This window comes from Mameliella sp. AT18, from assembly GCF_028807275.1.
GTDB classification, from domain to species: Bacteria; Pseudomonadota; Alphaproteobacteria; order Rhodobacterales; family Rhodobacteraceae; genus Antarctobacter; species Antarctobacter albus.
The window spans coordinates 13,747-29,460 of the sequence record NZ_JARAMO010000181.1; the positions used below are offsets into that span (position 1 = coordinate 13,747).

General features: G+C 64.6%; 10 protein-coding genes and 1 pseudogene. 5 read left to right on the forward strand and 6 right to left on the reverse strand.

Annotation, left to right across the window (positions count from 1 at the left end; genetic code table 11):
- Positions 1-27 precede the first annotated feature (27 nt).
- Positions 28-1,626 carry a winged helix-turn-helix domain-containing tetratricopeptide repeat protein gene (locus tag PVW46_RS15885; RefSeq protein WP_069210871.1) on the forward strand — a complete coding sequence of 533 codons (1,599 nt, stop codon included), beginning with the start codon at positions 28-30 and terminating at the stop codon, positions 1,624-1,626.
- Here the strand turns inward: PVW46_RS15885 and PVW46_RS15890 are convergent.
- The 3 genes from PVW46_RS15890 to PVW46_RS15900 all read right to left on the reverse strand — a co-directional run bounded on the left by PVW46_RS15890 (position 1,623) and on the right by PVW46_RS15900 (position 7,935).
- Complete coding sequence (locus PVW46_RS15890) at positions 1,623-3,260, reverse strand: ABC transporter permease (RefSeq protein WP_069210872.1); 1,638 nt, start codon at positions 3,258-3,260, stop codon at positions 1,623-1,625. The two genes, PVW46_RS15885 and PVW46_RS15890, sit on opposite strands and share 4 nt — an antisense overlap.
- Positions 3,261-3,383: 123 nt before the next feature.
- The gene (locus PVW46_RS15895) at positions 3,384-6,698 is read right to left on the reverse strand and encodes a DUF4214 domain-containing protein (RefSeq protein ID WP_274576604.1); all 3,315 of its coding nucleotides are present in this window, start codon (positions 6,696-6,698) and stop codon (positions 3,384-3,386) included.
- Positions 6,699-6,888: 190 nt separating this feature from the next.
- Entirely contained in the window at positions 6,889-7,935 is a 1,047-nt protein-coding gene (locus tag PVW46_RS15900) for a calcium-binding protein (RefSeq protein WP_069210874.1), read from the reverse strand.
- 268 nt (positions 7,936-8,203) lie between these two features.
- On the opposite strand from PVW46_RS15900, the gene PVW46_RS15905 reads away from it, so the two are divergent.
- Complete coding sequence (locus PVW46_RS15905) at positions 8,204-8,962, forward strand: metallophosphoesterase (RefSeq protein ID WP_069210875.1); 759 nt, start codon at positions 8,204-8,206, stop codon at positions 8,960-8,962.
- Positions 8,963-9,489: 527 nt separating this feature from the next.
- The gene (locus tag PVW46_RS15910; RefSeq protein WP_274576607.1) at positions 9,490-9,948 is read left to right on the forward strand and encodes a sugar transferase; all 459 of its coding nucleotides are present in this window, start codon (positions 9,490-9,492) and stop codon (positions 9,946-9,948) included.
- On the opposite strand, the gene PVW46_RS15915 is transcribed toward PVW46_RS15910, so the two are convergent.
- Together PVW46_RS15915 and PVW46_RS15920 are read right to left on the reverse strand one after the other, a co-directional pair.
- On the reverse strand, positions 9,872-11,839 hold the full coding sequence (locus PVW46_RS15915) for a hypothetical protein (RefSeq protein WP_069210877.1): 1,968 nt from the start codon (positions 11,837-11,839) through the stop codon (positions 9,872-9,874). The genes PVW46_RS15910 and PVW46_RS15915 overlap by 77 nt on opposite strands.
- Before the next feature lie 254 nt (positions 11,840-12,093).
- Positions 12,094-12,798, reverse strand: a complete 705-nt coding sequence (locus tag PVW46_RS15920) for a sulfotransferase (protein WP_338020532.1) — start codon at positions 12,796-12,798, stop codon at positions 12,094-12,096.
- A 388-nt stretch (positions 12,799-13,186) separates the two neighbouring features.
- On the opposite strand from PVW46_RS15920, the gene gmd reads away from it, so the two are divergent.
- Together gmd and fcl are read left to right on the forward strand one after the other, a co-directional pair.
- A complete protein-coding gene (gene gmd, locus PVW46_RS15925; RefSeq protein ID WP_043137280.1) occupies positions 13,187-14,308 on the forward strand; it encodes a GDP-mannose 4,6-dehydratase in 1,122 nt (373 codons plus the stop codon).
- 43 nt (positions 14,309-14,351) lie between these two features.
- Complete coding sequence (gene fcl / locus PVW46_RS15930; RefSeq protein ID WP_043137277.1) at positions 14,352-15,323, forward strand: GDP-L-fucose synthase; 972 nt, start codon at positions 14,352-14,354, stop codon at positions 15,321-15,323.
- A 60-nt stretch (positions 15,324-15,383) separates the two neighbouring features.
- On the opposite strand, the pseudogene PVW46_RS15935 reads toward fcl, so the two are convergent.
- Positions 15,384-15,714: pseudogene (locus PVW46_RS15935) on the reverse strand (methylamine utilization protein MauG); the annotation flags it as partial.

The window sequence follows — 15,714 nt, forward strand, 5'->3', positions numbered from 1 at the left end:
AGTGATCGAATTACCGAACGAAAACCGGTGAAAATTTACGAATTCGAAACGACGGACTGCACCCTGGACGGTACGGACGGGGCGCTGCGGACGCCAAACGGCGCTCTCGTGGATCTGCGCCCGCAAACACGCGAGGTTCTGCGCCTGCTGGCCATGTCGCCCAATCGGACCATCAAAAAGGCGGAATTTGCCGAGCAGGTCTGGGAGGGGCGGACCGTTGGGACGGACAGCCTCGTGCAATGTATTGCCGAGATTCGCGGCGCGCTGGGCGATACCGATCGCAAGGTGATCCAGACCGTCCCGCGCAAGGGCTATCGCTTTGTCCCGCCCAGTACCGCTGTGAGCCCGACCGAGACCCCGAAACGCATCCTGCCGCTGTTGCTGGCGGTTGTTCTGCTGTGTGCCGGTGTGCTGGGAATGGCCTTCTACCCCGAGGACAACAGCCACGCGCGGGCGCCGGTTCTGGCCGTCCTGCCACTGGAGGACCTGAGTCCCGAGCCGCTGCAGGGCTACCTGAGCGACGCGCTGGCCGAGGGCATCATCACCGAGCTGGCGCGCTTTCCGCAGTTCAGGGTGGTCGCGCGGAATTCCAGTTTCCAGTTCCGAGAGACGCCGACCGACGTGCGCGAGATCGGGCGGGTGCTGGGCGCGGGCTATGTTCTGGAAGGCAGCCAGCAATACGACGGACAGCGGTTGCGGGTCACCATCCAGTTGATCGAGACGGGCACAGGCGCGCATATCCTGTCGGACCAGTATGAGCGTGACCTTGACGACCTCTTCGTGGTTCAGAACGAGATCGTGCGCCATGTGGCCTCGGTTGTCGGTGAAACGGTGATGATCGACCTGCCCGACCGGACCGGTGCGGGCGGCGTGGATTCGCTGTTGCGGGGGATGCAGGCACGCAAGCTGATGAGCCAGCTCAGCCGCGAGCACTGGGAGCGGGCGATTGCATTGGAGCGCACCTCGATCCGCGAGGAACCGGAGTCCGAATGGGGCTATATCGGCACGTCGCTGATGCTGGGCACGGCCAGCCACATGGGCTGGATGACGCCGATGGACGACGTTCTGGACGAAGCCGAGGAGCTGGCGGAAATCGCCATGCGCAAGAACCCCCGGAACTACATGTCCCACTACACGCTTGCGCGGGTGCTGTCCCGGCGCGGTCATCATGTCGAAGCCATCGAGCACTACAAGCGCGCGGCAGAGCTCAATCCATCGGATTCGCTGGTGCTGATCGCCATGTCCATCCCGCTGGTCTACGAGGGCCGGGCCGATGAGGGGATCGAGGCGCTGGAACGGGCAAAGCGGGTGGACCCGCTGCACGGGGACTGGCTGCGCTGGCAGATGGGCTGGTCCTATTGGCAAAGCGGTGACTGCGAGGCGGGGCTGGAGGCGATGCTGAGCATGTCCTCGCCACCGCCGCCGTCGAACAAGGCGCTTGCCGCCCTGTTGATCTGCCTGGGCAGGACCGACGAGGCGCGCGACGCGATGGCGCGCTTTCTTGCGGTTGAACCGGGTCATACGCTGAAGGTCGAGGTGACGCGGATCGCCCCCAACTGGAAACCAGAGGGCACCGCGGAGCGCTGGCTGGACGTCATGCGGGAGGCGGGAATGCCCGAGGGCTAGTCTTCCTTGCGCATCCGATGGATCAGCAGCACGACCGGCAAGAGGCCCAGAACGGCGATCACGAGGCTGGGCACGGCGGCGCCTTCCAGCCTTTCGTCGGCGGCCAGCCGGTGCGCCTGTACCGCCAGCGTGTCATAGTTGAACGGGCGCATGATCAGCGTCGCGGGCAGTTCCTTCATCACGTCGACAAAGACGATCAAACCGGCGGTCAGCAGGCTGGGCCTCAGCAGTGGCATGTGGATGCGGCGCACGGTGCCGACGGCGTTCTGGCCCAGCACCCGCGCGGCGGCGTCCATGTTGGGGCTGACGGTGGAAATCCCGCCCTCGTAGGCGCCGATGGCGGCAGCCAGGAAACGGATCATGTAGGCGCCCACCAGGACCCAGATGGAGCCGGTGAACAAAAGGCCGGTGGAGATGTCGAAGGTGTCCCGCATCCAGCTGTCCAGCGCGTTGTCGAAGGCGGCGAAGGGCACCAGCAGGCCAACGGCGATCACCCCGCCGGGCACGGCATAGCCCAGCCGCCCGACATAAAGTGCGACGCCGGTGAGCCGGCCGGGCAGGATACGGCTGATGCTGCCCAGGATCACCGCGGCCCCGACGGTGACAATCGCGGCGACGGTGGCCAGGGTCAGCGAGTTCTCGATGAACCGGATGTAGCGGCGGCTGAGGATGTCCTGTTCCGATCCGATCGCCATCGTCAGCAGGGCCAGTGCCGGGATCAGCGCGCCCAGCAGCACCGGCAGGCTGCAAGCCACCAGCGCGGCGGCGTTCAGCCCTCCCTTGAGGGGGGCACGCGGCACCGGCTCTCTGCGCCGTCCCGAATGGTAGCGCGCCTGCCCCCGGCTCTTGCGTTCCAGCACCGCCAGCAGCAGGGCAAAGGCCAGCAGCCCCAGGGCCAGCTGCGCGGCGCCGGCCCGGTCGGCCAGGGAAAACCAGCTGGTGTAGATCCCGGTCGCAAAGGTCTGAACCCCGAAATAGGACACGGTGCCATAGTCTGCGATGGTCTCCATCGCGGCCAAAAGGACACCTGCGGCAATGGCGGGACGCGCCATCGGCAGTGTCACGGAAAAGAAGGCCCCCAGCGGCGTCCGGCCCAGGGAACGGGCGGCAAAGACCGTGGTCGCGCTCTGGCTGATGAAGGCGGCACGGGCCAACAGGTAGACGTAGGGGTAAAGCACCAGCATCAGCATCGCCGCCGCGCCGCCGGTCGACCGGATTTCCGGGAACCAGTAGTCGCGCGGCCCCCAGCCGGTGATGTCGCGCAGGGTGGCCTGCACGATGCCGGGATGGTCCAGCAGATGCGTGTAGGCATAGGCGATGACATAGGCCGGAAAGGCGAGCGGCAGTACCAGCGCCACCTCGAGGATGCGGCGCCCGGTGAATTCGGTCATGACCACCAGCCAGGCCGCCCCGGTGCCGATCAGCAGCGTCCCGACAGAGACAAGCGCCAGCAGGATCAGCGTGGTCGCGGTGTAGCGGCCCAGCACGGTTTGCGCGAGATGGGCCAGCGTATCGCTTTCGGCGGAGACCGCGGCCAGCAGGACTCCAAGATGGGGCAGGGCGCAGAACGCCGCGATCAGGATTGCGACGGCGTATAGTAGCCGCTCGGTCACTGTGCGGTGCCGTTGCTGCATGGCTGCCTCCTCTGGGCGCGGGTCTTTCACCCGGCCGAGCGTTTTGATCGGGATTGGCGAGGATCGGCAGGAGAGTCAAGCGTCGCGGCCCCTGTCGGGGCGGGGACAGGGGGTGGCAGGCGGTCAGGCGTAAAGGATCATGTCACTGGTGATCTGGCCCAGTTGCTGGTCGTTGAAGACCACGGTCACGCCCTGGTCCTGAAAGATGACGTCATCGCCCTGCTGGCTCATCCGGGCCAGGGCCGCATCCGCATCGGCATAGCCGAAGTCGGACAGGTCCACCCGATCCCAGGGCTCCAGGTCGGTGACAAGATGGGTGCCGTCGTCGCCACGGTCAAAGACGAAGGTATCGCTGTATAGCCCGCCCGACAGGATGTTGTCGCCGGTTCCGGCCTCCAGCACATCGTCTGGGCCGAGGCTCAGCATGTAGGCGTGCACCGCCGCGTCGTTGGCCGTGATCGCGGCGGGGCTGCCGACAAGGTCGAGGATCACCGCCGACCGGGCAAGCCCGCCCTCCAGCGCCGCCGTCCAGCTGGCTAGTTCGGCGCCGTTGGGGCTGCGGTCGAGGAGGTTGCGGTACAGCTGGGTGACGAACTGGGCATCGCCCAGGGCCCCAAGGCCGGACTGGTAGGCGGGCAGGGCCATGAGACCGGCCACCGCATCCTGCATCGTCGCCCCCCCTGTCAGCGCCTGCATCCAGTCCTGGAACGTCGCGGCGTCGGGGTCCGTGTTCAGCATGGCCTGGTAGAGGCGGAACAGGTCATCCGACCAGTTGGAAGCATCCCACCGGCCATCGAAAGCGGCCTGCGCATCCTGGGTGCCTGCCCGGTTCTCGGGGCTTTCGGCGAAATGCCGGACCACCATCTGGCGCGACATGCCTCCGTCGAGATAGTCCAGCCATGCGGCCATCCCGGCGGCATCCGGCGCCCGGGACAGCACGTTCTGGTACAGCAGGGTGACGAATTCGGCGTCCGTGGTGGTGCCATAGGTCCGCTGGAACTCGGGCGAGGACATGAAATGTCCCGACACCTCTGCGTGGCTCATGGCCGAGGAGGCAAGCTGTGTCACCCAGTACTGATGCCCGTTCACGTCCGGTTCACGGCCAAAGACCGCGTTGTAGATGCGAAAGACCTGTTCCGACATCTCTGTCCCGTAGAGCCTGCGCCCCTCGGCGATCAGCAGGTCGTCGCCCGCGCCCCCGATCAGCGTGTCCTGTCCGCCCTGACCCAGCAGGATGTCGCTGCCATCGCCGCCGCTGATGATCTCGCTGTCGGATGTGCCGGTCAGCTGGTCGTCGTTCGCGGTGCCGTAGAGGCCGGTGGGCGCGCCGCCGATCTCGTTGAGGTAGTCGGTGACGGAAACGGTCCGGTTGTCGAAGTCCAGCACCTCGACCCCTTGCAGCCGGACATCGGCATCGGTGCTGACCAGCCGCAGGACCCCGTTGCTGAAACTGGCCGAATAGCTGCCGCTGGCTCCGTCCAGCCGCACCGTGTCATTGCCCGCGCCGCCCTGGATGATCTTGGTGCCGGTGCCGGCGACGATCAGATCGTCCCCGGCGCCGCCAAGCACGGTGTCATTGCCACTACCCGCGACGATGTAATCGGCCCCCGACCCGGCATCCAGGTGATCGTCCCCGAAACCGCCCTTGACCGTATCGTCCCCCTCGCCGGTCGCGATCGTGTCATTGCCCTCGCGTCCCAGGACGACATCCTGGCCGAGGCCGCCGGTCAGCCGGTCGTCCGTGGCACTGCCTTCCTGGACCCATTTCTTTTCGATCACGATCTGGACCACGTCGTAGGGCAGCATGGAAAGGCCCACGCTGCCCCTGTTCAGGTGATCGCCCGTCACATCCACCAGCATCGGTGCCACATCGACCTCTGTGGCAAAGTAGTAGTCCGAGATGCCCTGCGGATTGGCGACCAGCGCCACGATGCCTGTCGCGGTCGGAAGGTAGGTGCGGTACTGGCCGCCTCCCAGGTCCTGAACATGGTTCTTGTTGGTCTCGTCGAAGAAGGCCAGTTGCGACAGGATCGCCAGTTCATCGGCGTCGATGTATCGGCGCCCGATCCGGTTCAGCCCGTCCTCGTCCGCCAGGTCGCTCAACCCGTCCGAAGAGGCGGGATCCATCGTCAGCCGCGTCACTGTCACGCCCGTGGCCTCGTCGAGGAAAGGCGCAAGGTCCAGCGTGACCGTCCCGGGATCGAGATCGCGCAGAGAGACATAGATCACGTCGTGGTAGGGGCTGGCGTAATAGTTGATCTCGACCTCGCCGCTGCTGCCGTTCCATTCAGTCTCGATGCTTTCAAAGCGTTCGACATGGCCCGTTTCCACGCTGGTTTCCGGGCGCAGGCTGTCGGCCATCATCCGGAAGGCGCCGCCGCCGGCGGAAAGGTCCATGTCATCGGCGCTGCGGTTGCCGGCGATGGTGTTCGAGGTGCGGTGCTGCAGCGGCCAGATGAAGGCATCGGCGGTTTCGGTCTGAACGATGAACTCGAACATCTCGACCAGGGTCGAGGCGGCGGCCATGCCCTGCTGGTTCGCGTTGGAATTCAGGACGTTCCATTCGGTGATGTAGACGGGCACATCGCGGCCGAGGTGCATGTTGAAGTTGTCGATGCGCAGGTCGATGCTGCGGCCGGTCTGGTTGCTGTCCTCGAAGACAACCGAGTCATCGTGCTGGATGTTGTAGTAGTAATGCGCAACGGCACCGTCGATCGCGTCCAGCGCGCGCTGGTCCAGCCAGGACAGGATCGCCTCGTTCGCCTCGTCCCAGTTGCCGTTGCCCTTGTAGGCGCTGCCCGCGCCGCTGATGTCGCCCAGCTGGATCAGGATCGCCGGGTCGTGGCCCAGCTCGGGGTGATCGCGTTGCAGCCGGTCTATGGCATCCTGCGCGGCATTGATGACCCGGTTCGCGGCGATTCCGTATTCGGTCTCGTTCATGGACGAGACGAAATCGCTGTTCGGGTTGTCCTCCGGGTGGGTGCTGCGGTCAAAGCCGTCGACACGCTTGCCGATGGAATATTCGTTGCCGATCTCCAGCCCCGAGACATGGTCGCCGTATTCCTCCAGCAGGAGGTAGACGAAGGCCTCGATCTGCGCGGCGGGGATGTCCACCTTGGTCGGCAGCACGAAGGTGACCTGGATCATGTGGCCGGGCGAGCTGTTGGCAACCACCCAGTCCATGAAGGCCCGCACCTCTGCCCGCAGCTGGCCGTTGTCCAGGCGGGTGATGTCGATCGTGTTCTCGGCATGGCCGCCGGGATACCGCAGATGCGTCAGGTCCAGAGCGTCGACCGCCGCAACGAAGCCGTCGTGGGGCAGCATGTCCCCATCGGTGGCGATGTTGATTTCGTGCAGCGCGTTGGTGCCGAAATGATAGTCCTGAACAAACGTCCCAGTGGCCGTCGCCGATGCCAGGGACATGCTGAATGCCGCCATGACTCACCCCTCTTTCCGGGCGAGACTCGACCTGTTGCGCGCCTTGTCCGGGGCCGGGGTGTGGCAAAAAATTGGACTTAAGGCTCTATTTTAAATGATTTTTATGTGGTCGGATGATCGGCGGGTCGCACGGCCATGAAAAAAGGCCCGCGCAGGTGGCGCGGGCCGAACCGGGCATAAGATGGGGTCCTCAGCCTGCCTGCCGCACCTGGGCGATATCGGGCCCCATATCCAGCCCGAGGTCAGTCAGGGCGCTTTCCGCGATCAGGACGATCTGGTCCATGTCCGGAGCGTCTTCGGTGGGCAGGGTGGCCAGAACCTCGTCCCCCAGCAGGATTTCGGTCAGTGACGGATTCTCGGCATTGGGGCGCATGTCCAGGTCCGGCTCATCGCCGTGCAGGCTGTCGTTGTAAACGACCATCAACTGGTCTTCCTCTTCATCGTAATCGAGGATGTCGGCGCCGCTCTCTGTCATCCATTCGCCAAGGACCAGCACATCTGCCCCGGCGCCCAGCGAGACAACGTCGCCTTCGCCCGCAATCACCGTATCGTCCCCGGTGCCGCCGTTGAGGAAATCGCCCGCGTCGTCATCCTCACCCGTCTCGTCCCGATGAGCACCAGACAACAGGTCGTTGCCCGCGCCGCCGAACAGCGTGTCCTCTCCCTTGTCCCCCATCAGCGTGTCGTCGCCGTCGCGGCCATGCAGCGCGTCGTCATGCGCGCCGCCGCGCAGATAATCAGCGCCCTCGCCGCCATTCAGCCTGTCCTCGCCATTGCCGCCGGACAGCAGGTCATCCCCGGCGCCACCGTACAGGTCGTCAGGCCCGGCCTGGCCTTCCAGGCTGTCGTCGCCATCACCGCCATCCAGCCGGTCAGCCCCGTCGTCGCCGCGCAGGAGATCGTTACCCGCCGTGCCACTGCGCAGGTCGAAGTCATCGGTTCCCTCGAAGTCAGACAGATCACCAGTTCCGTCCGGCGCGGTGTCTTCGGAAACGGGGCCGGCGGGGGCGGGTCCTTCGGCCGCCTCGGGGGCGGTATCGGCTGGGGCGGTATCGGGTGGAGACGTGTCCGGCAGGGGAAAGTCGTCCAGGGTATCGACAGGGGCGTTCCCGACGGCGTCTTCTTCGGGGACCCTGGCGAACTCCTCGTCTTCGTCGCCGTCGTCACCGGACCCGATGCCGAGGAAGGCCAGCGATCCGATCGCCATCATGCCCAGTAGGCCGGTCAGAAAGATCATGGCTCTGCCTCGTTTCTCTTGTCATTTTGCGCAGGGAGTGTCGCGACCCTGGCCGTGCAAGGCAAATGTTCTTGTCTCCTGCGGTTAACGCCAGCTTTGAAGCACGGCGCCGCTACGATCATGCGGCGAACCGGCCTGTCGGGAAACCCGCCTGCCGGGAATAATCGCGCCAAACAGCGGCAAAGCGACGCCGAAAGGCTGCCAAAGGCATTTACCGTGGTTCGCTTCCTGCTTTGCCGTTCGGGTGGAAACACTTACATCTTGAAACATGATTCTGCGCAGCCGCAAACAGCCGTCCCAGGAACCGGACCTTCCCCAAGAGCCGCTTCGTCCCGAAACCCCGTTTTTCGCCATTGGCGATGTGCATGGGTGTGACCGACTTCTCGATCGCCTGCTGCATCGCCTGGACAAGCTGGGTCATCCGGAGGCGCTGCTGGTCATGGTCGGCGACTACGTCGACCGGGGCGAGGAAACCGCGCGTGTCCTGCGCCGCATGACGGTGCTGAGCGAGGCGGCAGGCGACCTGATGCACTGCATCATGGGCAACCATGAAAAGATGCTGCTGGACACCCTGGATGACCCGGTTGCCAACGGACCGCGCTGGCTGCGCTATGGCGGGTTGCAGACACTGGCCAGCTATCGTGTGCCGCCCGTCCTTGGCGAACGCCCCGAGGCCGAGTGGATCGATATGCGGGACCGCCTGGCCGAGGCGCTGGGCGAGGCCACGATCGCCTGGATGCGCGGGCTGCCGCTGACCTGGCAGACCGGCAACGTGGTGGTCGTCCATGCGGGCGCGGACCCAGCCCTGCCGATAGCCGGGCAGGAACGCGGGAATTTCCTTTGGGGGCATCCCGATTTCCGCCGCAAGCCCCGGGCCGACGGCCTCTGGGTGGTGCATGGGCATACGATCACCGAGTCGCCGAAGGTTGAGCAGGGCCGTATCCCGACCGACACCGGTGCCTATGCCACCGGTGTCCTGTCCGCCGCCCTGGTCGAGGCGGATGGCGTGACCTACATCCACGCATAGTTTCGCGGCGAATCCGAGAGCGATTTCCGCGGCGATCCTCCGGGGGTTGCCGGGGCGCTGACCAGGCATCTGACAGGGCTAGAGAAGTCGCGGATCAGGCTGGTTTTTCTGCAGGTGCAAACACCCGGATAGCGGTTGAATTTCCCCCTGAGGTTGAAGATTGCCTGCGCCTTTTCCCGAATGGAATGATTGCGAAAGCAGCAGGCCAAAACATGTCAAGCTGTTGAATCTTAGATGTCTTCCTTAGCTTGCTTCAAATTCTGGCGAAAACGTGCCGTTTGGGACTCAGCCCGGGACCTTTAAGGTTTTGTTAATTGACTTTGCGACTGACGCTACCCTACATCAGATATCAATAAGTGTGACTGTGCAGGTGCAGCGTTTAATCTGACATTATACCTCTTGGGGGCGATATGTTTGACGTCAGGACTCTGGATGAGACGGCAATTTCCGCCGGATTGTCCTACCAGGAAGGCGGCTTTGCCAGGGCCAGGGTCTTCCGGGCCACGAAGCGAAGCTTCGACATTTTCATGAGTATCCTCCTTCTGCCGGTTCTTGCCGTGCTTGCGGTGCTCATCCTCATCCTGAACCCGTTCTACAACAAGGGCTCGCTGTTTTTCGTGCAGCCCCGCATGGGCCGCGACTGCAAGCCGTTCCAGGCGATCAAGTTCCGCACCATGCGTGCTGTGCCCAAGGTCGAGCGCGGCGCGGACAGCCCGCTGGAACATGACCGGATCACGACTCTGGGCCGCTTCATGCGCAAGTCGCGCATCGATGAGCTGCCGCAGATCATCAACGTGCTGCGCGGCCAGATGAGCCTGATCGGCCCGCGCCCGGACTATTTCGATCACGCGGTGGAATACCTCGAAAAGATCCCGGGCTACCGCGAACGCCACGCCGTCCGTCCCGGCATCAGCGGTCTGGCGCAGACCGAACTGGGATATATCGAGAGGTCAGGGCCGGGGGCACCGCGCGCGTCACCTCGTTGATCGCCTCGCCATTGGGGGCGTGGAAACGGATCGTCCCGGCGGTGGCATCGTGGCTGATGACGTACCAGACCGGTTGCCGCAGGTAGTTGTCCTGCACGTTGCCCAGGTCGTCGCTCACCCGGCCGCCGCCGTTGTCCTCGGTGCGCACGCGCAGGTAGCCGGGGCGGGGCGACAGGTCCAGCGAGCTGTCCGTGACGCTGTCCTCGATGCTGAAGGCCAGGTGGTTGCCGTTGGTGGTGTTGTAGCACAGAAAGCCCACGGTCCAGTCCGCGGTCCAGTCGATGCTGGTGTCGTTGATGATCACCCCGCCGCCGGATCCGTCACCTGCGACGCCATCGCCGTAACGGGTGTGCGTGCCAGTCTTGCTGCCGCCGCCGATCACCTCGGCCCGTGCGCCGCTGATCGGGCAGTGGAAATGGTCGTCACCCTCATCGACGAAGGACCAGGCGCGCACCAGCCCGCGCGAGGTGAAGCCGGTGAAATGGATCGAGTAATCCTCGAAGGCGGCGCGGCCCAGCGGGATCAGGCGGCCGCCGTTCTGGATGAAGCCGCCGCTGACGTTGCTGTCCTGCTGCGTGATGTCGCCCGAGACATAGAGAGTCCCTGCATTCAGCACGATGTTGCCGTTGGTGTTGTGTTCGAACCAGGCCTGGCCGTCGATCTGCCACGTCAGGCGTTTGCCGCCGCTGTCGCCATCCACCAGGATTCCGATGTCACAAGCGCCCAGTTCGGCCGCGCGCAGCTCGATCCGGCTGTGGTTCTGCTGTCCGCCGCCCAGGCGGATTCCGGTGCCGCAGCCGTTGATTTCCCGCACCCCCAGGTGCAGCGCCTGGATAAAGGGCGAAACCTGTCCCAGCGGCGTCGGACATTCGATCTCGACACCTTTGACACAGTCGTAGGCATTCAGGTTGTCGGTGTCGACATAGGCCACGGCCCCGCCTTCACCGGTAAAGCAGAAGGCCGTCTCCGCCCCTTCGACGTAGATGTTGCGCAGGTGCGACTTGCGGAAGTCATACGCCAGGATGCCGACGAAGTTGCGGTAGTTCGGATAGCCCGGCTCCGACACGATCGCCAATCCCTCGACCGCCGCCGACACGCAGGTGACGGCCCCGGTCCCCAGCTGGATCGCCGCGCCCGTGCCGGTGTAGTTCAGCGTCACCGCGTGGTTCGACGTCCCGCCACCACGGGTGCCGCCGGTTCGCGCCGACCCGATCAGAGAGACCGAGGGCGGCACGATCAGCGTCTGTGTCGTCAACCAGCGTTTGGGCGCGACCGGCAGGATCACGCAGCCGCCCCCGTCGACAGAGGCGGCATCCAGCGCCTTCTGGATGGCGGGGCCGTCATCGGCCTCGTTGTCGCCCACTGCGCCAAAGGCACGCACGTCGAACCCGTTTCCGGTCGCGACCACCTTCAGCTTGACCCCGCCTGCGGTGATGACGTCCGGGGCAGATGCGCTGGGCGACAGCACGCGGTAGGTAAAGCCGCACTCGTTGACGGTGATGTTCTCGCCCAGCGACACCCGCCGGCGCCCCAGTGCAACCCCGTAGCCCAGAACCCGGTCCGCAAGCAGTTGCGAGACGGTGTTGAAGGTCTTGGCCGTGCCAAAGAAGAGCGGCGAGGTGACCGAGATGTCATCCTGGCTGAACAGGATCTTGTCCCGGTCGGTCGTGATGACGACCTTGTAGTCGCCGTCGACCAGGAAACACAGCTCGAACTGCCCGTTCTCGTCCGCCACCAACGGGTTGGCCATCATCGTGGTCAGCCCCACGTCGCTGTAGACCGGGCAGGCCTGGTCGGTGCCGGCCCACATGATGTATTTCTTGGCGTGGGCGACCGGGGTGCTGTTGTGGTCAAGGGCGATGCTCGCCGATTCCAGGTTCAGGAGTCCCATTGAATTACCTCGTCTGAGCGTGACTGTTCAAAGTCAGCGTTTCCTAGGGGAAGCCGAGGCCGGACAGGCGCCAGTCACCCGCACTGCGTTCAACAGCGTTTCCGTGGCTTGGCCCGTCCTTCGGTCTTCCCGAGAGCGACAAGGTTATTGGCTGGTCCGGTAAACAGCGGCCTGCGCCACAGTCCGGTGCCCGGGCGTTCCGGCAACGGCTGGCGGCGTGTCACGGCCCGGTCGGTCACGTGACCGGCGCTGGGTCAGAAGTCCTTGAGGTAGTTCTTCCAGCGGTTCGGGACGGCCTTGACCAACCCCTTGGGCAGCGCTTTCTGTGCCCATTTTGCCAGCGGCCCGTTGATCGACTTGTTCCGGCGGCGAAAGGCCGATCCCGCGTCGAAGTCAAAGAAGGCGTTGACCGCCTCCGGGTCCGGCGCGTCGATATCCATGATCAAAAGCCGCTCCGCCGGGATCTCGGCGCGGACGGCGGCAAGATGCGTTTCCCAGTCACGCTCCCACTTCTCGATCACCTGCTCACGCGTCAGGCCATAGCAGGCGGCATAGCGTTCGGGGTAATTCGCAAAGCCCAGCCGGGATTTGATCCAGTCGTCGCGCTTGCGGATGTTGAGGATGAACTTCATCTCGGGATAGGCGGCGGCGATCTCGCGGAAATGCTTGTAGCCTTCGACGATCCGCTCTTCCGAGGTGTATTCCACGTCCGTGAAGGCGTCGATATCGTCCATTCCGTCCAGCGGCGGCCGCCCCTGTTCCAGGTTGTCGGCGATGGTCAGGGCGATGTTCCGCTTCTCGCCGTCGCGTAGGTAGGAATGGTGAACTGCCGTCAGGCCCTGGCGTTCCAGCATGTCGGCAATGGATGTCGTCCCGCAACGGTTGAACCCAACTTGGAAAAATCGCGGCTTCATAGAATGTTCCAGTCTGTTTCCGGGAGGGCGGGCCATGCCTGGCATCGTCCGTTTATCCGGGTCACGTGCGTCAATTCACGGGCGCCTGTTACCCGACTCGGCGGGATCGGTCCAGCGATCATGACGGCGCGGAAACCGCGCGGAGGGTCATCGCCGGGCGGCTGCCTCTTTGATGGTCGTTTTCACGCCGCGACGCCCGTCACAGGTGGCTGTGCAGGTCATTCCGGGCCCGCCGACACCCCTGCCGGGAGCGCAGGAACGCCTTGCCCGAACAGCGCCCGCGTGCAAATTTTTGGCGCTTTTTCGCCCGTCTTCCAGCCCCCCGGCCAGGTGGCCGCTTTCAAGTTGCGCCTCCGTGGGAAACTACGATATGCGGACGCCGACGCGGACACCGGTCGATTATGCGGCCGCCTCAGCAAAGAATGGTTGATTGATGAAGAAAGCTCTTATCACGGGTGTGACTGGTCAGGATGGCTCTTACCTGGCGGAACTGCTTCTTGAGAAAGGCTACGAAGTGCACGGCATCAAGCGCCGCGCCTCGCTTTTCAACACCGAGCGTGTCGACCATATCTACCACGATCCGCACACCAGCGGTAAGAACTTCACCCTGCATTACGGCGACCTGACCGACACCTCGAACCTGACGCGTATCCTGTCCGAGGTGCGCCCCGACGAGGTCTACAACCTCGGCGCGCAGAGCCATGTGGCGGTCAGCTTCGAGGCCCCGGAATACACCGCCGACGTGGACGCCACCGGCACCCTGCGCCTGCTGGAATCGATCCGCTTCCTGGGCATGGAAAAGACCACCCGGTTCTACCAGGCCTCGACCTCGGAACTCTACGGCCTGGTGCAGGAAATCCCGCAGACCGAAAAGACGCCTTTCCACCCGCGCAGCCCCTACGCGGTGGCCAAGATGTACGCCTACTGGATCACGGTGAACTACCGTGAGGCCTATGGCATGTACGCCTGCAACGGCATCCTGTTTAACCACGAAAGCCCGCGCCGCGGCGAAACCTTCGTGACCCGCAAGATCACCCGCGGCATGGCCAATATCGCACTGGGCCTGCAGGACTGCCTCTACATGGGCAACATCGACGCGCTGCGCGACTGGGGCCATGCCAAGGACTATGTCCGGATGCAGTGGATGATGCTGCAACAGGAGGTGGCCGACGATTTCGTCATCGCCACCGGCGTTCAATACTCCGTGCGCGAGTTCATCCAGTGGACCGCCAAGGAACTGGGGATCGAGCTGGAATTCTCCGGCGAGGGCGTGAACGAGATCGCCACCGTCGCAGCCGTGACCGGTGACCTGGCCCCGGCGGTCAAGCCCGGCGACGTGGTGCTGCGCATCGACCCGCGCTATTTCCGTCCCGCCGAGGTGGAAACCCTGCTGGGCGATCCGACCAAGGCCAAGGAAAAGCTGGGCTGGGTCCCCGAGATCACGGCCCAGGAAATGTGCGCCGAAATGGTCGCCGCCGACCACAAGGTCGCGCGTCGCCATGCACTTCTGAAAGAACACGGTTACGATATTCCCGTCGCGCTGGAAAACGGCTGAGTTCCCTCCCGCGCGATCGCCATTCGAAGTCAGGAGGCACATTATGCCCAAGATCTACGTCGCAGGCCATCGCGGTATGGTGGGCGGGGCCATCACCCGCAAGCTTAAGCAGCGCCAGGAGGCGGGGGAGGACATCACCCTCGTCACCCGCACCCATGCCGAGCTGGAGCTGACGAACCAGGCGGCGGTCAAGGCCTTCATGCAAGAGGAAAAGCCCGACATCGTCGTGCTGGCCGCGGCCAAGGTCGGCGGTATCCTGGCCAACAACAGCTACCCGGCAGAGTTCATCTACGACAACCTGATGGTGCAGTGTAACGTCATCCACGCCGCCTGGGAGGCGGGGGTGGAACGGCTGCTGCAACTGGGGTCGTCCTGCATCTATCCCAAGGCCGTGCCGCAGCCCATGCGCGAGGCCGCGCTGCTGACCGGCCCGCTGGAACCCACCAACGAACCTTATGCCGTCGCCAAGATCGCCGGCATCAAGATCTGCGAAAGCTACAACCGCCAGTACGGCGTGGATTATCGCTCGGTCATGCCGACCAACCTTTATGGGCCCGGGGACAACTTCCACCCGGAAAACAGCCACGTCCTGCCCGCCCTGATCCGACGCTTCCACGAGGCCGCGCAAGAGGGCAAGGACGAGGTGGTGATCTGGGGCAGCGGCAAGCCGCGCCGCGAATTCCTGCACGTCGACGACATGGCAGAGGCCTCGCTTTTCGTGTTGGACCTGGACAAGGCCACTTACGATGCCAACACCCAGCCCCAGCTGAGCCATATCAACGTCGGCTCCGGCGTCGATGTCTCGATCCTGGAACTGGCGCAGATGGTGGCCGAAGTGACGGGTTTCCAGGGCAAGATCGAACTGGACCGGACCAAGCCCGACGGCACCATGCGCAAGCTGATGGATGTCAGCCGCCTGGCCGACATGGGGTGGAAAGCCTCGATCGACCTGGAAAACGGCGTGCGCGAGACCTACCAGTGGTTCCTCGACAACCAGGACAGCTTCCGCCGCTGATCCGCCTACTTAACTGCCGACGCGCCGGGCCTTTGCCCGGCGCGTTTGCGTTTTCGGGGCTCAATCCACCGGCAGCCCCGAGGGCACGCGGTCCGGCCGCCCCATTGGCCGCCGATCCACGCCCGCCCCGGTCAGGGACTCAAGGAAGGCCAGCAGATCCGCGACTTCGGCATCGCTCAGCGCCACCGGCACGATGTCCAGTGCCCGCGCCTGCCGCGCCATCTCGATCCGATCCTGCCGGATCGCGAAATCCCCGGCGGCCAGCCAGGGCACCCGGGGCAGGCGGGCCTCGGCCTCTTGCCAGGCCGCCCGGCTGGAATCCGGGTCAAGGTGGTGCCGAACGATCCCGTCCAGCGTGGCAAAGGCGCCGTTGTGCCCATAGGGCGCGGTC

Bases quoted from the DNA above. Each gene is read 5' to 3' on its own strand.
- PVW46_RS15890 (WP_069210872.1), bottom strand. From the start codon at position 3,260: ATGCAGCAACGGCACCGCACAGTGACCGAGCGGCTACTATACGCCGTC.
- PVW46_RS15895 (WP_274576604.1), bottom strand. From the start codon at position 6,698: ATGGCGGCATTCAGCATGTCCCTGGCATCGGCGACGGCCACTGGGACG.
- PVW46_RS15900 (WP_069210874.1), bottom strand. From the start codon at position 7,935: ATGATCTTTCTGACCGGCCTACTGGGCATGATGGCGATCGGATCGCTG.
- PVW46_RS15905 (WP_069210875.1), top strand. From the start codon at position 8,204: ATGATTCTGCGCAGCCGCAAACAGCCGTCCCAGGAACCGGACCTTCCC.
- PVW46_RS15910 (WP_274576607.1), top strand. From the start codon at position 9,490: ATGAGTATCCTCCTTCTGCCGGTTCTTGCCGTGCTTGCGGTGCTCATC.
- PVW46_RS15915 (WP_069210877.1), bottom strand. From the start codon at position 11,839: ATGGGACTCCTGAACCTGGAATCGGCGAGCATCGCCCTTGACCACAAC.
- PVW46_RS15920 (WP_338020532.1), bottom strand. From the start codon at position 12,798: ATGCCAGGCATGGCCCGCCCTCCCGGAAACAGACTGGAACATTCTATG.
- gmd (WP_043137280.1), top strand. From the start codon at position 13,187: ATGAAGAAAGCTCTTATCACGGGTGTGACTGGTCAGGATGGCTCTTAC.
- fcl (WP_043137277.1), top strand. From the start codon at position 14,352: ATGCCCAAGATCTACGTCGCAGGCCATCGCGGTATGGTGGGCGGGGCC.